16 protein-coding genes are annotated in these 15,546 nt (G+C 56.9%); 9 read left to right on the forward strand and 7 right to left on the reverse strand.

The genetic code is table 11. The features are described 5' to 3' along the window. Positions 1 to 549: 549 nt before the first annotated feature. Positions 550 to 765: a hypothetical protein gene (locus ACFFK0_RS18525; RefSeq protein ID WP_377471797.1), complete on the reverse strand. Its 216-nt coding sequence runs from the start codon at positions 763 to 765 to the stop codon at positions 550 to 552. 634 nt (positions 766 to 1,399) lie between these two features. Here ACFFK0_RS18525 and ACFFK0_RS18530 point away from each other — a divergent pair. Next, positions 1,400 to 2,440 carry a TIR domain-containing protein gene (locus ACFFK0_RS18530; RefSeq protein WP_377471798.1) on the forward strand — a complete coding sequence of 347 codons (1,041 nt, stop codon included), beginning with the start codon at positions 1,400 to 1,402 and terminating at the stop codon, positions 2,438 to 2,440. Then, positions 2,430 to 2,630: a hypothetical protein gene (locus ACFFK0_RS18535; RefSeq protein ID WP_377471799.1), complete on the forward strand. Its 201-nt coding sequence runs from the start codon at positions 2,430 to 2,432 to the stop codon at positions 2,628 to 2,630. The genes ACFFK0_RS18530 and ACFFK0_RS18535 overlap by 11 nt, the downstream gene beginning before the upstream one ends. Before the next feature lie 211 nt (positions 2,631 to 2,841). Here the strand turns inward: ACFFK0_RS18535 and ACFFK0_RS18540 are convergent, their stop codons facing one another. Then, entirely contained in the window at positions 2,842 to 3,252 is a 411-nt protein-coding gene (locus ACFFK0_RS18540) for a DUF2621 domain-containing protein (protein ID WP_377471938.1), read from the reverse strand. A gap of 167 nt (positions 3,253 to 3,419) precedes the next feature. Between ACFFK0_RS18540 and ACFFK0_RS18545 the strand changes: the two genes are divergently transcribed. Both ACFFK0_RS18545 and purU read left to right on the forward strand, forming a co-directional pair. Next, positions 3,420 to 4,559 (forward strand): deoxyribonuclease IV, encoded by a 1,140-nt coding sequence (locus ACFFK0_RS18545; protein ID WP_377471801.1) that lies wholly within the window; start codon positions 3,420 to 3,422, stop codon positions 4,557 to 4,559. Positions 4,560 to 4,696: 137 nt separating this feature from the next. Continuing rightward, positions 4,697 to 5,599 carry a formyltetrahydrofolate deformylase gene (gene purU / locus ACFFK0_RS18550; RefSeq protein ID WP_377471802.1) on the forward strand — a complete coding sequence of 301 codons (903 nt, stop codon included), beginning with the start codon at positions 4,697 to 4,699 and terminating at the stop codon, positions 5,597 to 5,599. Here the strand turns inward: purU and ACFFK0_RS18555 are convergent. From ACFFK0_RS18555 to ACFFK0_RS18570, 4 genes are all read right to left on the reverse strand, one after another. Next, entirely contained in the window at positions 5,592 to 6,563 is a 972-nt protein-coding gene (locus ACFFK0_RS18555) for a helix-turn-helix domain-containing protein (protein WP_377471804.1), read from the reverse strand. The genes purU and ACFFK0_RS18555 overlap by 8 nt on opposite strands. Positions 6,564 to 6,653: 90 nt before the next feature. Beyond that, positions 6,654 to 7,109, reverse strand: a complete 456-nt coding sequence (locus ACFFK0_RS18560) for a hypothetical protein (protein ID WP_377471806.1) — start codon at positions 7,107 to 7,109, stop codon at positions 6,654 to 6,656. Between the two features lie 22 nt (positions 7,110 to 7,131). Beyond that, positions 7,132 to 7,989: a cation diffusion facilitator family transporter gene (locus ACFFK0_RS18565; protein WP_377471807.1), complete on the reverse strand. Its 858-nt coding sequence runs from the start codon at positions 7,987 to 7,989 to the stop codon at positions 7,132 to 7,134. A 192-nt stretch (positions 7,990 to 8,181) separates the two neighbouring features. Further along, on the reverse strand, positions 8,182 to 8,508 hold the full coding sequence (locus tag ACFFK0_RS18570) for a YnfA family protein (protein ID WP_377471808.1): 327 nt from the start codon (positions 8,506 to 8,508) through the stop codon (positions 8,182 to 8,184). Positions 8,509 to 8,719: 211 nt separating this feature from the next. Here ACFFK0_RS18570 and ACFFK0_RS18575 point away from each other — a divergent pair, with 211 nt between their 5' ends. From ACFFK0_RS18575 to ppnP, 3 genes are all read left to right on the forward strand, one after another. Continuing rightward, positions 8,720 to 9,226, forward strand: a complete 507-nt coding sequence (locus ACFFK0_RS18575; RefSeq protein ID WP_377471809.1) for a DinB family protein — start codon at positions 8,720 to 8,722, stop codon at positions 9,224 to 9,226. Positions 9,227 to 9,434: 208 nt separating this feature from the next. Beyond that, on the forward strand, positions 9,435 to 11,453 hold the full coding sequence (tkt, locus tag ACFFK0_RS18580) for a transketolase (RefSeq protein ID WP_377471810.1): 2,019 nt from the start codon (positions 9,435 to 9,437) through the stop codon (positions 11,451 to 11,453). A 35-nt stretch (positions 11,454 to 11,488) separates the two neighbouring features. Continuing rightward, positions 11,489 to 11,806: a pyrimidine/purine nucleoside phosphorylase gene (ppnP, locus tag ACFFK0_RS18585; protein WP_377471811.1), complete on the forward strand. Its 318-nt coding sequence runs from the start codon at positions 11,489 to 11,491 to the stop codon at positions 11,804 to 11,806. Between the two features lie 95 nt (positions 11,807 to 11,901). Here ppnP and ACFFK0_RS18590 read toward each other — a convergent pair whose 3' ends face one another. Further along, the gene (locus ACFFK0_RS18590) at positions 11,902 to 13,173 is read right to left on the reverse strand and encodes an NAD(P)-binding domain-containing protein (protein WP_377471812.1); all 1,272 of its coding nucleotides are present in this window, start codon (positions 13,171 to 13,173) and stop codon (positions 11,902 to 11,904) included. Between the two features lie 115 nt (positions 13,174 to 13,288). Here ACFFK0_RS18590 and ACFFK0_RS18595 point away from each other — a divergent pair, with 115 nt between their 5' ends. Beyond that, positions 13,289 to 14,641 carry a glucose-6-phosphate isomerase gene (locus ACFFK0_RS18595; RefSeq protein WP_377471813.1) on the forward strand — a complete coding sequence of 451 codons (1,353 nt, stop codon included), beginning with the start codon at positions 13,289 to 13,291 and terminating at the stop codon, positions 14,639 to 14,641. Positions 14,642 to 14,875: 234 nt separating this feature from the next. Further along, positions 14,876 to 15,520 (forward strand): YigZ family protein, encoded by a 645-nt coding sequence (locus ACFFK0_RS18600; protein ID WP_377471814.1) that lies wholly within the window; start codon positions 14,876 to 14,878, stop codon positions 15,518 to 15,520. The last annotated feature ends 26 nt before the right edge of the window (positions 15,521 to 15,546 follow it).

The following is a 15,546-nucleotide window of genomic DNA, read 5'->3' on the forward strand; positions in this document are numbered from 1 at the left end:
ATATATCAAACAAATGTTCGCATGTGAAGGATTTGCTGAGGCAACTTGATATTCAAAAAAATTAATTTAATATTTATTTATCAGATAAATAGTTATCGGGAACAACAACCGCCGGCCGCAATAAGAAGGCGCCGAACGCGCAGATACAACAAATGCAGCCCGACTCCTGATAGAGAACGGACTGCATATTATTTTGCTTTATGTTGATTAAGTGACGTCAGCTCTGTTGGTTTCGCGTAAAAGCCAAAAAAGATGGTATGCTGCCGGGCCCTCGAAAGACATATTTTTGTAAGCGGTTCCATAAAAATGTAATATAAAAATACAATAAAAGTATTGCTGCAACTACACACGTGAGCTATAACTATAGTACAGGGGTGATGCAAAATGTATAAAGGAACGTTATTCAGAGGATTGTTGTGGGGCGGCCTGGCTGCCGCTGTGCTGTGGGGCATTGTTATTGTTGGAGTGAAATGGATATTTTAATTTCGATACGTTGTGTATCGAATTCATATTTCTAATATACGCTACATGTTCCGAATTGTAAAGAGGTTATTGACAGGATTGGACGTATAGATGTTCCTGAGGCATGCCGTACATGGAATCAACTGACTGTTCAGCTTCTTTCCGCGGGCCGCGATTGCGGGTACCCGGATCCTCCGGTCTACACGGCCCGAGCAGTTCTACTTTCCACTGTGTAAAAAATTCCGCATTAATCCCCAGCTGCGCTGCAATAGCTTGAACCTCCAACAGCTTCTTCGCATTCATTCGGTATCCCATCCTCCCTAAGCTTGACGATCGGTCGAATCCATGTGCCGGATGGGGGGCGATAATCATTGTGGGAGCGATGATTTTTACGATCCACAATAGATCTGTACCAACAATCCGCGAAGATTGTCCGGTGAACGATGACGAAATAAAATCGAAATAATTAAAATAGTAGTTTATTGCAAATAACATATGAAGGGCTAGAATGATTTCCAAAATGTGGACGATAATAGAGGGTATAGGCATTTGTCATAATCATTCGCGTTTCGTCATAAATTTCATACAAGAAGGGGATACTTAGTGATTATGGGGTGAATCTGTCATGTTACGTGTTGAGAATATGATATTTTGTGTAAAATGTATGAATTTGAAGCCTGCGGAAGAAGCCGAGCGGAAATTTCGGACTGGCTATTTTAAGGTGACAATCCCTCTGGGAAGATGCCGAGTATGTGCGGATCTCGAATTATGTGCGGAGTTCGAGCTGAATCGACTGAATGAACAGGAGAATAGCTGGAACCCCAAGTTGGCTTGAACGACAGGAAAAGAATTGCGGGTATACATTAATTCCCAATAGTAGGAGAGTGTAGTATAATAGCGTTATTGTAGTGTTTGAGATTTGGATAAGGGGATGTCCATGCCGAGACTGGTAACGAAGCCGAACATCTTCATAGGCTCTTCCCGGGAGGCGATGAGGGTCGCCCGCGCTGTAAGCGAACAGCTCAGCTATGTCGCCCAGGTGACGCCGTGGTATGCGGGGACGTTCGGCGCGAATGAATATACGATGGATTCGCTGGAGAAGCAGCTGGACCGCTGCGATTACGGGATCTTCGTATTTGCGCCCGATGACATTGCGCTGCACCGCGGCAAGTACGTGTTCATGACGCGTGACAATACGCTGTTCGAGATGGGATTGTTCTGGGGCAAGCTGCGGCGAAGCCGCGTGTTCGCGATCGTTCCCAGCAGGGTGGAGGAGCGCGACGATCTCATAGCGGGGGAAGTCGTCAGGGACTTCCATCTGCTGTCCGATCTGCAGGGCATGACGCTGCTTAAGTACGATTGGCGCGATGACGGCAACCTGACCGCAGCGGTGGACGTCGCCTGCGGCCGCATTGCGGATGTGATCGCCGCGCAAGGATGCTTTAACGATCCGGCCGCTGTAATTGCCGCGAAGGAGGAGGAACTGCAGCAGAAGCGGAGCGTGCTGCACTTTCTGTGGGAGTTCAGCCGGCATGTGACGATTCACGCAGCGCCTGACCCGTACCAGGCATTGAGCGAAGCGGTCCGCAATTCGCTGCTGCCGCCGTCCGGGTTCCGGGTGACGGGCGCAGCCTTCTGGCAGAAGAAGGGGGCGGACGGACTCGGTCATGTCGGAGGCAATGTCGGAAGAGGAAGGTTTTTTACCTTCTCCGAGTATGAGCGCAAGATGGCGGAGAACGACCGCAAGATTTATGTGCTGGATGTGTATTTGAGCGGAAAATGGGCGTTTTTCAAGCGCCGCGAGCTTGCGCAGGTATATGTGCTGTGCTATCCTTTAGGTACCGAGCATGTGATGTCCGTGCATATTTCCGGGCATCGGCCGCTCTCGCCGGAAGAACTTGGCGAGGTCGTTCGGATGAACGACGACCTGCTGCTGACGATCGATCAGCTCGTTGGAGGGGATACGAATGAAACGTGAACATCAGAAGGGCTTGCGTTCCATCGCCTCTGCCCAGGGCAGCCGTTTGGTCCGCAGGAAGAAGAAGAGCTTCGCTTCGCCGCTAAGCGCGGCTGGCGTGTTCATCGGACCGTCGGTAGACGGATCGGATAAGGAATTTGTGAAGGTGCTCAGCGGGGACGTGACGCGCCGCAAGCCCTCATTTGCGTAAATAACAGCAGGGTAGAAGACCGCGGACCCCATGGGGACGCGGTCTTCTTTGTGCATGTAGCGACAATATGGAATCAGCCTAGCCATCGAGAGTGCAGGAACACGCTCGATCGCGGGAGGAGCCCAAGGGCACAAAAAAGCCCGCCCATCGCGAACAGTTGCGGCAGGGCGGGCTTGCGGCTTCAGCTTCACCGAAGGAATTCGCAGCGCGGTCAGTTCAGCAGATGCTTGTACGCGCTGTAGTCGATATTTTGCTTGTCGAGGAAGCTGGTCAAGCTCTTGTAATCGCGGCGCGGCGTCGCCAGAATGTACCCGCGGATGCAGTGGTCGCGCGTCACTTCCTTGGCGCCGTCCTGCAGCGCAACCTCGCCGATCTTCGCGGCGATGGAGTGCTTGGCGATATCGCGGAACGGGCCCGGCACCGGCGAGACGAGCTGATCGAGGAACGCCTTGCTGTCGTCGGTCCACAGGTGGCGGGACGCTTCGACCCAGTGATTTTGCCAGTCGAGCTTGGATTTGCCGTCTTCGCGCGGCAGCACCTTGAAAAACTTGCGGAACATGAAATAGCCGCCGATCGCCATAAAGCCCAGCATGATGAATGCCCAGATCACGATAAAAATCATAAACGTACCGTTCGGCACGACGCTTCACCTCATCGATTACGGAGTCAGTTCAACCCCCATTATACCTCATTTTGCAGGCGTCTCCAACCGCCCCCGGTAGACTTGCAGCACTAGGCGAGGTAAAATAAAACGGATACCACATTAACGAAACAAGGGGCGAACCCATAATGACGAAGATCGGCTCACATGTGTCATTTTCCGATAAAGGATTGCTTAACGCCGCTACCGAAGCGGTCTCATACGGCTCAGGAACGTTCATGATCTACACGGGTGCGCCTCAGAACACGAGACGCAAGCCGATCGAGGATCAATTCGTCGAGGAAGGCCACGCCGTGATGAAGGAAGCGGGCATCGACGAGATCGTCGTTCACGCGCCTTACATTATTAATCTCGGTTCGTACAAGCCGGAGACGTACCGCCTTGCCGTCGATTTCCTGCAGGACGAGATGCGCCGCACCGATTACTTGGGCGTGCGCAACATCGTGCTGCATCCGGGCGCGTATACGGATAAGGATCCGGAGTACGGCATCGACCGCATCGCCGAGGGCCTTAACGAAGTGCTCGCCGGCGTGAAGGATGCGACGAACGTGAACATCGCGCTCGAGACGATGGCGGGCAAGGGCTCGGAGCTCGGCCGCTCGTTCGAGGAGCTTGCGGAAATTATGGAGAAGGTCGAATTCAACGACCGGCTGACGGTCTGCCTCGACACCTGCCACGTTCACGATGCGGGCTATGATATAGTGAACGATCTGGACGGCGTGCTGGAGCGCTTCGACAAGACCGTCGGATTGGACAAGCTGGCCGTCATTCACTTGAACGACAGCAAGAATCCGCGCGGTGCCGCGAAAGACCGCCATGCGCCGGTCGGCTCCGGCTGGATCGGCTTCAAGGCGATTCACAACGTGGTTCACCACGAGAAGCTGAAGCATCTGCCGATGATTCTCGAGACGCCGTGGATCGGCAAGGACGCAAGCTCGGAGCGACCGATGTACGAAGCGGAGATCGCGCTGCTGAGCGGCAAAGCGGCCGAGCGCTTCGGCAGCGAGTTCTTCGAGCACGTCGAGAAGCTGGGCCATTTCTTCGAAAAGCAGGATATCCATCACCGCGAATTCATCCTGAATACGTGGGAGCTGCTGAAGAACGACGCGAAGGCGAAAAAGGCGGACGGCCGCGAGCCGATGGAGCGTCTGTACGATCTGATCGTTGCGGAGCAGCTGTTCGGCGCCGAACTGAGCGAGGAGCAGATCAATCACCGGCTGACCGCTTGGCTGGCGGGCAAGGATGCGCTTATGGCGCTGGCGCAGTAAGCTTAGGCGCAGCGGTGCGGCGTGTGAGCGGCGATTGCCGGAGGACTTAAGGACCGCCGGCTAATGCCGCTCATCGCCGCTTATTGCCGTTGCGTTGAATACATATAACATGCATGGAGCAATTAGGGAGGAACCATATGGAACGCATCGTTAGCAGCAGCAAGGCGGCATCCGATCAAGCATTACGAAACCGGGCGCGGATGCTTATCTCTTGTCCCGACCGGCCGGGTATTGTCGCCGCCGTATCGAAATTTTTGTTCGAGCACGGGGCGAACATCGTATCGTCCGACCAGTATACGATGGACCCGGCGGGCGGCCTGTTTTTTATCCGCATCGAGTTTGACCTGGAGTCGCTCCCGGAGCGCCTGTCGGCGCTCGAAGCGAACTTTGGCGCGGTGGCGCAGCAGTTCGAGATGAATTGGAAGCTGTCGCCGGCCAGCCGCAAGAAGCGGCTCGCGATCTTCGTCTCGAAGGAGGATCACTGCTTGCTTGAGCTGATGTGGCAGTGGCAGGCGGGCGATCTGGACGCGGATATCGCGGTCATCGTGAGCAACCATCCGGATATGAGACCGATCGCGGAATCGTTCGGGGTGCCGTATCATCATGTGCCGGTTACAGCGGAGACGAAGGCGGAGGCGGAGCGCCGCCAGATCGAGATCGTTGAGGAAGCGCAGGCGGATACCGTCATTCTCGCCCGTTATATGCAAATTATTTCGCCGGTATTCATTGAGCGGTTCCGCAACCGGATGATCAACATTCACCACTCGTTCCTGCCCGCCTTTGTCGGCGGCAAGCCTTACGCTCAGGCGCACAATCGGGGAGTGAAGCTGATCGGGGCGACGGCGCATTATGTGACCGAGGAGCTGGACGGCGGGCCGATTATCGAGCAGGACGTACAGCGCGTCAGTCACCATGACAAGGTTGAGGATTTGAAGCGGATCGGCCGCCACATCGAACGGATCGTGCTGGCGCGCGCCGTCGTATGGCACAGCGAGGACCGCATCATCGTTCACGAGAACAAAACGGTCGTGTTCAATTAAGAGAAGAGTCGCCGGTCGAACCCCCGGGCGGCACGGAAGGGCTGTTGCGCAGGCGCCGGTACGCTTGCGGCGACAGCCCTTTGTATTTCTGGAAGGCGCGGAATAACGTCTGGGTAGAGCCGTAGCCGACTTCGGCGGCGATGTCCGCAATCTTCATCTCGGTGGAGGCCAGCAGGGAACAAGCATGCCTCAAGCGAATCTCGTGCAGCAGCCGGACGAACGGCTGGCCTGTATGCCGGTGGATGAGCTCGCTGAGGTGTGTCGTGTGAAAATGAAACATGCGTGCCAGTCCGGCCAAAGACAGCTCCTCGCGGAAATGCGCATGGATATACGTAATAACTTTCCACAGGCCGGCGGGCATATGGCCGGGCGGGCCGGGCGCGGCGGCCGCCGCCGGGCTTCCGGCAGCGGCGCCGGCATTTACGGCAGGCTGGGCTTTAGCGCCGACCAGCTTCTCCCGGCGGGCCCGGTCGAACCGGACGAGCGCCTCCGTCAGCTTCGCTTTGACGAGCGCCCGCTTCCACGGGCGGTCGCTTTCGAATTCCTCCAGAATGCTCCGCATCAGCTCCCGCATGCTCTCTTGCTCGGCGCCCGTGAATTGCACATACGCCGGCAGCGCCGGGTCCACGTCGAATAGAAGGCGGTTCAGCCCCCAATCGGCTTCGCCGGGCGCCATCAACAGATCCATACTGAGCATGCAGTTGTAGAGCCGGAGCGGCCGGCCCGGTTTGGCGTGCAGCTCGTGAATTTGGTAAGGCAGCAGGAAAGTGAACGTGCCGGGCTGCATGACATGCATGGCGCCGTTCACGATTTCCGTGCCGAGCCCTTCGATCACGAACGACAGTTCAAGACAATCGTGCCGATGGGACGGGAACGTGCTGTGGATCGTATGGACGGCATATTCGCAAGGGAAGCTCGTGCCCGAGCTGCCGTCATTGGAGAGCGTGAACGGAAATATCGTCATGGAGAACCTCCGTAACCACAAGAGTCATGACCGAAATGGCGATATGCGATATTGTACCATGAGGGCGGAAAGCCGCCGAGCCGAGCCGAGTCAGGCTGGTCCGGCCGGTACCTTTGCGGACCGCTTCCATAAGCCGCAAGCGCCCAGCGTCAAGCCGAAGAGCATATGTCCCGCCGACCACCAGAGCCAGGCGATGCGGTCATCCAGCTCCGGTACGCGCTCGGACAGCAACGATAGCGGTACGTACAGCGGGATGGCCGCAATACCGAGCAGCGCCCCCCAGAACAGCGGCCATCTCCGGCGGCGCATCAGCCGCGCAAAGACGGCGCCGAGCGCAGCCGCAAACCCGAGGTGAAGCGCGAATTCCACCCATTCCGGCAGCGGCCGCGCGAGCAGAGGTATGAAGTCGACGTTAAGCAGCAGCGTGTAGACGCGCGCCCCCGACCACGCCTGGGCCAGCTTCAGAAACAGTCCAAGCGCGGTGCCGGCGGCGAGGCCGCTGCCGATCCCTGCGGTATAGGAGACGTGCGGGCAGGTTAGCGGCATGATTTTCGCTCCCGTTACGGTATTAGTGGGGCTCGATATGAACGTGCACGTGCCGGATCCGGTGCTTCTCCCTCAGCTTATGCTCGATGTTCTCCGTAATGGCATGGCTGTCGTAAACGCTCATGCGCTGATCCACTTCAATCGTTAAGTCGACAAAGACGTGACTGCCGTGAATGCGTCCCTTAATATCCTTTACGTGCTCGACGCCTTCCATAGAAGTTACCGTCGCCTTATACGTCTCCAGTTCCTTGTCGTCGAAGCCGTCCGTCAGCAGGTGCGTGGCCTCTTTGAAAATGTCGACGGCGGTTTTGCAAATGACGAGCCCGACGATAACCGCTGCCAGCGAATCGAGCCAGTACAGTCCCCAGACCGTTCCCAGAATGCCGATGAATGTACCTAGACTTACGAGCATATCCGAACGGTTGTCCGCTGCGGCGGCTTTCAAGGCCAGACTGCCCGTCACGCGGGACAGCCTCAGGTTGTAACGGTAGACCGCGTACATGACGGCCGCCGCGAAGAGGGCGGTCCAGGCGGCGGCCGCATTCGGCACAGGCACCTCGCCCTTCAAGAAGCGGGTGACGGACTGGAACAATACTTCGATGCCGACAACGGCCATAATGAACGAAGCGACCAGAGAGGCAACCGTTTCCGCACGTGAATGTCCGTACCGGTGCTCGGCGTCTGCAGGCTTGCGGGCGATGCGGAGACCAATCACAACGGCCAGAGAAGCGACGATATCGGACGAATTGTTCAGGCCGTCGGCAAGCAGGGCTTGCGAGCCCGAGGCGTAGCCTACGGCGAGCTTCATAACGGATAGAAAAATATAAGCGCCTATGCTGAGCCAAGCGCCGAATTCGGCGGCGGGTTTCGTTCGTTCCATACACGACACTCCTATCGAAGTGAACTTCGGTGCCATTATACATAAGGAGAATCGTGTGGGTCTAGAGAAACAGTGTTGCGCCGCGCAAGAAGATTTACGGCGCTTCAACACAGTTTGCGGGGGCAAACGATGTTGCTCCGGGGCAACACGGGAACGCGGCGGAGCTGAGCGGAGGAGAATGCGGGGATCGGCTTAATTTCTCGGCGCCCACAGCATGACGGATACCCCGGCAAGGCAAATGGCGGCTCCGATCCAATCGTAAAGATCCGGCGATTTGCGGTCGACCATCCAGCCCCACAGAACGGCGAGTACGATAAACACGCCGCCGTAGGCTGCATACACGCGCCCGAAGGACGGGAAGTTTTGCAGCGCGGGAATGATCCCGTACAGGACAAGGATGATACTGCCGGCTACCCCATACCACAGCGGCTTCGCTTCCCGCAGCCACAACCAAACGAGATATCCTCCGCCGATTTCGGCAAGTCCGGCCAGTACAAATAACATGATAGCGGTAAACATGTGCGCCGCCCCTTCCACTCGTGCTTGTTCAACGACTTCATCATACCTCCCGGGGAATGCCAAAATCTACATGCGGCGAAAAACCGGATTGATTTTCCAGAAAGTGGGGTGTATAATTCGACTTAGGGACGTTAGGTGTCCTACCGGGACATAATGCGTCCCTTGGCAATTCGGATAGAACGGTCAAATTCCAGGGAGGGCGGGAAGTTCTATGGTTCTGACGGATATTGTAAAGCAGTTCGATTTGACGAGGGACGCATTGCTGAAAACGGTTGAAACGGTTACGGAGAGCGAAGCGGAGCGTGTGCCGGACGGATTCAACAATTCGATCAAATGGCATGCAGGCCATACCTTGTTTGCGACGAACCGGGCTTTTGAGATCTTTGAATCAGCCTCCTATTTGCCGGACCATTACGGTGAATTGTTCAAACCCGGCACAAGTCCGAGGGACTGGACAACCGGTGCGCCGACTCTCCGGCAGCTGATTGAGCAATTGGAGCTGCAAAAGGGCAAGATCAGAGAAGTTTTTTCCCATCGCACGGATCATCGGCTGGAACCGCCTTTTCAGTTAAAGGCTTATGGAGGCCTTGAGCTTCATACGGCCGGCGAGCTGTTGAACTTTTTCATCTTTCACGAAGCAATGCATGTAGGCCATATCAAGACGTTCAAGCAGCTCTTACAGACCGATGAACAAGCTGCGGATACAGCGGCGAAGTAGGGCGTACCGATGCGGCGGTCCGGGCCAAGTGAAAGCGCCGTGGTCCGCCGCTTTCAGCAAATCACGATTTTCATCATTTTCAGCGGCAAGTTGTGGTAAACTGTCAGGGCAAATGGTACAATATTCAAAGTGACTTTCATAAGGTAAAGCGACAAAACAGACAAGCACCAGAATATGCACGGAAATCGGAAAGGAGCATGTTGAAATCATGACCGCAACGAATCAAACGATCGAACAGCTCTCCATCAACACGATCCGCACACTGGCTATCGACGCTATCGACAAGGCGAATTCGGGGCACCCGGGCATCGTCATGGGCGCCGCTCCAATGGCGTACACTCTGTGGACGCAGCATATGACCCACAACCCGGCCGATCCGTCCTGGATTAACCGCGACCGCTTCGTGCTGTCCGCCGGCCACGGCTCGATGCTGCTGTACGCGCTGCTGCACCTGTGCGGCTACGATCTGCCGATGGAAGAAATTCAGAGCTTCCGCCAGTGGGGCTCCCTGACGCCGGGGCATCCGGAGTTCGGCCACACGCCTGGCGTCGACGCGACGACCGGTCCGCTCGGACAAGGCGTAGGCATGGCCGTCGGTATGGCGATGGCCGAAGCGCACTTGGCCGCTACGTATAATAAAGAAGGCTACAACGTGATCGACCACTTCACCTATGCGCTCTGCGGCGACGGCGACCTGATGGAAGGCGTAGCTGCCGAAGCGGTGTCCCTGGCGGGCCACCTGCGTTTGGGCAAGCTGATCATGCTGTACGATTCCAACGATATTTCGCTTGACGGCGAACTGAATATGTCGTTCTCCGAAGACATCCGCGGCCGCTTCGAGGCTTACGGCTGGCAGGTGCTGCGCGTAGAGAACGGCAACGACATCGTCGCGATTTCGACCGCGCTTGCCGAAGCGAAGCGCGATACGTCCCGCCCGACGCTGATCGAAGTGAAGACGGTTATCGGCTACGGCTCCCCGAACAAAGCGGGCAAGGGCGGCCACGCAGGTCCGCACGGCTCGCCGCTCGGCAAGCAGGAGTCCAACCTGACGAAGGAATATTACGGCTGGCCGACTGAGCCGGACTTCCTGGTGCCGGACGAAGTGCGCGTGCACTATGCGAAGGTGAAGGAGCAGGGGACGGCTGCGCAGCAAGCTTGGCAGGAGCTGGTAGCCAAATACGAAGCCGCTTATCCGGAGCTGGCGAAGCAGTTCCGCCTCGCTACAGCCGGCGAGCTGCCGGAAGGCTGGGATGCCGCGCTGCCGACGTATACGCCGGCGGACAAGCCGATGGCAACCCGCGCCGCGTCCGGCGCTGCGATCAACGCAATCGCGAAGAACGTGCCGAATTTGTTCGGCGGCTCCGCGGACCTGCTGAGCTCGAACAACACGGAAATGAAAGGCCTCGGCAACTTCAGCCGCAACGATTATGCAAGCCGCAACATTTGGTTCGGCGTGCGCGAGTTCGCGATGGGCACGGCGCTGAACGGCATGAGCCTGCACGGCGGTCTGCGCGTGTTCGGCGGCACGTTCTTCGTGTTCTCCGATTACTTGCGCCCGGCGATTCGTCTGGCTGCGATCATGTCCCAGCCGGTCATCTACGTATTTACGCATGACAGTATCGCCGTAGGCGAAGACGGCCCGACGCACGAGCCGGTCGAGCAGCTGCCTGCGCTGCGCACGATTCCGAACGTAACGGTCATCCGTCCTGCGGATGCGAACGAGACGACGCAAGCATGGCGCTATGTGATGGAGCATCGGGATACGCCTTACGCGCTGATCCTGACCCGCCAAAACCTGCCGATCCTCGAGAACACCGGCGAGCTGGCGAAGGAAGGCATCCGCAAGGGCGGTTATGTCGTTTCCGAAGCGGCGAATGGGCAGCCGGTCGCGCAAATTCTCGCTTCCGGTTCGGAAGTTCAGCTCGGCGTTGCCGCGCAGAAGCTGCTGGCCGCCGAAGGCATCCACGTTCGCGTCGTCAGCCTGCCGTCGCTGGAGCTGTTCGAGAAGCAGCCGAAGGAATACAAGGATTCCGTCATTTTGCCGAACGTCAAGGCGCGCCTTGCCGTCGAGATGGCGAACCCGGTGTCGTGGTACAAGTACACCGGCCACGAGGGCGACGTTCTCGGCATCGATACGTTCGGCGCTTCGGCACCGGGCGACCGCGTGATCAAGGAGTTCGGCTTCACGGCTGAAAATGTAGCGGCGAAAGTAAAGGCTCTGCTGTAAAGCAGAGTCTTCCCACCAGGAGAGGAGAGACCGATATGTCGCAGCAATTTGATGGAGTATCGATTGTCACGAAAGCCAACGTTTATTTTGACGGGAAAGTAACGAGCCGTACGGTGCTGTTCGCGGACGGAACGAAGAAGACGCTGGGCATCATGCTTCCGGGCGAGTACGATTTCGGCACGGATACGAAGGAAATTATGGAGATTCAAGCCGGCAAGCTGAAGGTGCTCGTGCCGGGCAGCGACTGGCGGGAGATCGACGGCTCCGGGACGTTCGAGGTGCCGGCGAATGTGCGGTTCCAGCTCGTCGTCGAGACGGTGACCGATTACATCTGTTCTTACGTTCAAGAGTAGCGAAGCATAATAAGACCCGCCGGCAGCACAACCGACTATGTGGTAGCGGAAGTGATGACGGCGGGTCTTTTCATTTTCCAGCGCTTGCGAGCTCTTTATCTTCTCGATTCGATATACTGCTCCAGCTTGATCCGTACATACGGCGGGAGACCGGACAGCATGCAGCCGTAGCGGAATTCGTCCTGGCCCGCCTCGATGCGGACAATACGGCCGGTAATCGGCGGCAGATCCGCTTCCTGCGGGAAGTGGATGACGACGAACATATCTTTGGCCAGCGGGAAGGACGAGGAGATTTGCAGGCCGCTTTCGGACAAGTCGCGCAGCGTCCCTTCGATATTTTGCCCGGAGAACGAGCCCTCCTGCTCCCATTGGTACACCGACAGATGCAGCTTGATATTGAGGCTGACCCGCTCGGCTCGGCGGCGTTCCCGTCCGGATAAGACGGCCGCTTCTTCGGCGATCTGCGGAGTCGGAACGGTATGCTTGGCCACCTCGCGGCCCATCCACTCTTCATAGCAGCGGATGACGGAGCTCAAATCCTCTTCGCCGAAGCCTTTGGCAAGTCCCATCTGGAACAGTGTTACGGCGTTATGGAGCATCGGAGCGGGAAGCTGAAATTGCTTGGTTAAATCCGTTGCGAGCAGCAAATCCTTCAGCATGAGCTTGACCGAGAACTGGTTGCTGAAGTCGCGGTTCACGATTTTCATACCCTTGAGGTCGACCTGCTTGCTTGCGGCTCCTCCGGACTGTACGATCTCGAGGAAATGCTCGGGGTTGATGCCCGCCTTCGTGGCGATCGACAAGCCCTCCATCAGCGAGAGCGCGTTAATGCCGACCATCGTGTTGTGGGCAAGCTTCGCATAAGAGCCGGAGCCGGACGGTCCGAGGTACAGCACCTTGCTGCCGAGCGCAAGGAACAGCTCGTAATGATCGCGGAACACGTCCTCGCTGCCGCCGACCATGAACGTCAGCGTCCCCGCTTCCGCAGCCGGCTTGCTGCCCGTTACCGGAGCGTCGAGGAAGTCGACGAAGTGGTTCGCGAGCTCCTCGAACAGCCTGCGGCTCGTTGCCGGTGCAACGGTGGAGCTGTCGATAATCGTCTGACCCGGCTGGACGGCGGAGAGAATGCCGTGCTCGCTGTGGAATACGTCAAGCAGCGCCGCGTCGTCGCTCAGCATCGTAAAGATGACTTCCGATTCCCTTACGGCGTCGGCGATCGTGCCGGCGACTTCGGCGCCAAGCTCTGCCAGTTCGTCCGTTTTGCCGCTGCTGCGGTTGTACACCGTCACAGGATACCCTTTGCGCAGAAGGTTGGCGGCCATGGGCTTGCCCATCGTGCCCAACCCGATGAATCCGATTCGTTTCATGACAATCACCTCTGGTATTTATTGTATCACGCGGATTTGCATTTGCCCAACCTACCCGCTATTCTAGGAATAGCGTGTAAAGAGAACCCAAATTCAGGAAGGAGTCTTACAAAGGATGAAGAAACTGCAGTTTGATTACAGCAAGGCATTATCTTTCTTTGGTCAGCATGAAGTGGATTATTTGGCTAGCCAGGTGGCGCTTGCTCACGAGCAGCTCCATCAGGGCACCGGCGCAGGCAACGACTATCTCGGATGGATCGATCTGCCGGTCAATTACGATAAAGAAGAGTTCGCCCGTATTCAGGCGGCGGCGAAGCGAATTCAATCCGATTCCGACGTGCTCGTCGTGATCGGTATCGGCGGCTCGTACCTCGGCGCACGCGCGGCGATCGAAATGCTGTCCCACTCGTTCTATAATATGCTCTCCAAGGATCAGCGCAAGACGCCGCAAATCGTGTTCGCCGGGCAAAATATTTCGTCCACTTACACGAAGCACCTGCTGCAGCTGCTTGAAGGAAAAGACTTCTCGGTCAACGTCATCTCCAAGTCGGGCACAACGACGGAGCCGGCGATCGCGTTCCGCATTTTCCGTGAGCTGCTTGAGCAGAAGTACGGCAAGGAAGGCGCCCGCAAGCGCATCTACGCAACGACGGACAAGGCTCGCGGCGCGCTGAAGCAGCTTGCAAACGAAGAAGGCTACGAGTCGTTCATCATTCCTGACGACGTTGGCGGCCGTTACTCCGTGCTGACGGCGGTCGGCTTGCTGCCGATCGCGACAGCGGGCATCGACATCGAAGCGATGATGAAGGGCGCCGCCGACGCGCGCGAAGAGTTCTCGAATCCGAACCTGGCCGAGAACCTGAGCTACCAATACGCGGCAGTCCGCAATATCCTGTACCGCAAAGGCAAGACGATTGAAATTCTCGTCAACTACGAGCCGTCGCTGCACTTCGTTTCCGAATGGTGGAAGCAGCTGTACGGCGAGAGCGAAGGCAAGGATAACAAAGGAATTTACCCGGCGTCGGTCGACTTCTCGACGGATCTGCATTCGATGGGCCAGTACGTGCAGGAAGGCTCCCGCATTTTGTTCGAAACGGTGCTGCAGGTCGAGGAAGTGCCGGAGCACATTACGATCGGTACGGATGCGGCGAATTTGGACGGGCTGAACTTCCTGAGCGGCAAGACGATGGACTTCGTCAACAAGAAGGCGTTCCAGGGCACGATGCTGGCGCATACCGACGGGGCGGTGCCGAACCTGATCGTCACGCTGCCGGATATGTCGCCGTATACGTTCGGTTACCTGGTATACTTCTTCGAGAAGGCATGCGGCATCAGCGGCTACCTGCTCGGCGTGAATCCGTTCGACCAGCCGGGCGTAGAAGCGTATAAGAAAAATATGTTCGCTCTGCTGGGCAAGCCCGGCTTCGAGAAGGAGAAGGCGGAGCTCGAAGCGCGTTTGCAACAGTAAACATTCCGGCGTCTCCCGCGGCTCCTTCCGAGCCCGGGAGACGTTTTGTTTTTCATGAACCGGATTTGCCTTCGTGCAACAAAACGACCAGTCGGTCCTTATGTGGCAAGGGTTTGGCGCAAACGTTGGCATCGAAGCGTTGGACAATTGTATTGAAAAAAATGTTGTTAAGGCTCGCTACATCCTGTACAATAATGTGAAATAAGATTACTCTACGTTGTCGGAAAGGCCACCATGATCCCTACTTATCGCACGGTTCAGACAGCCGGTACCGCAGAAGTCGTCATCAAGAAGTCCAGATTCATCGGGCATTGCCGTCCGGTCCAGGATGAAGGTGAAGCGCTTCGATTCATCGAATCGATCCGCAAGGAGCACTGGTCGGCCACCCACAATTGCTTTGCCTATGTCATTGGCATGCGCGATGAGATTCAGAAGCAATCGGATGACGGAGAGCCGAGCGGAACGGCTGGGAAGCCGATTCTGGAAGTGATCAAGCATCAAGGTCTTAAAAATACAGTCGTTGTCGTAACCCGTTATTTCGGCGGGATTATGCTCGGCGCAGGCGGCTTGATTCGGGCATATACGGACGGGGCCGTCATCGGGATCGAAGCTGCGAAGCCGGTCTGGATGAAGCTTCACCGTGAAGTTCGCGTACGCGTCGAGTATACGTGGCTGGGCAAAGTGGAGAACGAGCTGCGCGGCCGCGGCACGCTGCTCGGGCCGACCGAGTACACCGATCAAGTTACGGTCGTCTGCTTTCCGCTTGAACCCGAAGCGGATGCGTTCATAGCCTGGATGACGGACCTTACGCAAGGCCAAGCGGCGATTGAAGCCGGAGACAGCCGTTATATTCCTCACCAAGATGAGCAGCTTAGTTGAGTCAGTATGAGGTGGATTGCATAATC

This window comes from Paenibacillus chartarius (assembly GCF_042432825.1).
GTDB lineage: Bacteria > Bacillota > Bacilli > Paenibacillales > NBRC-103111 > Gordoniibacillus > Gordoniibacillus chartarius.

Excerpts from the sequence above, each read along its gene's own strand:
- ACFFK0_RS18525 (WP_377471797.1), bottom strand. The coding sequence starts at position 765 with ATGAATGCGAAGAAGCTGTTGGAGGTTCAAGCTATTGCAGCGCAGCTG.
- ACFFK0_RS18530 (WP_377471798.1), top strand. The coding sequence starts at position 1,400 with ATGCCGAGACTGGTAACGAAGCCGAACATCTTCATAGGCTCTTCCCGG.
- ACFFK0_RS18535 (WP_377471799.1), top strand. The coding sequence starts at position 2,430 with ATGAAACGTGAACATCAGAAGGGCTTGCGTTCCATCGCCTCTGCCCAG.
- ACFFK0_RS18540 (WP_377471938.1), bottom strand. The coding sequence starts at position 3,252 with ATGATTTTTATCGTGATCTGGGCATTCATCATGCTGGGCTTTATGGCG.
- ACFFK0_RS18545 (WP_377471801.1), top strand. The coding sequence starts at position 3,420 with ATGACGAAGATCGGCTCACATGTGTCATTTTCCGATAAAGGATTGCTT.
- purU (WP_377471802.1), top strand. The coding sequence starts at position 4,697 with ATGGAACGCATCGTTAGCAGCAGCAAGGCGGCATCCGATCAAGCATTA.
- ACFFK0_RS18555 (WP_377471804.1), bottom strand. The coding sequence starts at position 6,563 with ATGACGATATTTCCGTTCACGCTCTCCAATGACGGCAGCTCGGGCACG.
- ACFFK0_RS18560 (WP_377471806.1), bottom strand. The coding sequence starts at position 7,109 with ATGCCGCTAACCTGCCCGCACGTCTCCTATACCGCAGGGATCGGCAGC.
- ACFFK0_RS18565 (WP_377471807.1), bottom strand. The coding sequence starts at position 7,989 with ATGGAACGAACGAAACCCGCCGCCGAATTCGGCGCTTGGCTCAGCATA.
- ACFFK0_RS18570 (WP_377471808.1), bottom strand. The coding sequence starts at position 8,508 with ATGTTTACCGCTATCATGTTATTTGTACTGGCCGGACTTGCCGAAATC.
- ACFFK0_RS18575 (WP_377471809.1), top strand. The coding sequence starts at position 8,720 with ATGGTTCTGACGGATATTGTAAAGCAGTTCGATTTGACGAGGGACGCA.
- tkt (WP_377471810.1), top strand. The coding sequence starts at position 9,435 with ATGACCGCAACGAATCAAACGATCGAACAGCTCTCCATCAACACGATC.
- ppnP (WP_377471811.1), top strand. The coding sequence starts at position 11,489 with ATGTCGCAGCAATTTGATGGAGTATCGATTGTCACGAAAGCCAACGTT.
- ACFFK0_RS18590 (WP_377471812.1), bottom strand. The coding sequence starts at position 13,173 with ATGAAACGAATCGGATTCATCGGGTTGGGCACGATGGGCAAGCCCATG.
- ACFFK0_RS18595 (WP_377471813.1), top strand. The coding sequence starts at position 13,289 with ATGAAGAAACTGCAGTTTGATTACAGCAAGGCATTATCTTTCTTTGGT.
- ACFFK0_RS18600 (WP_377471814.1), top strand. The coding sequence starts at position 14,876 with ATGATCCCTACTTATCGCACGGTTCAGACAGCCGGTACCGCAGAAGTC.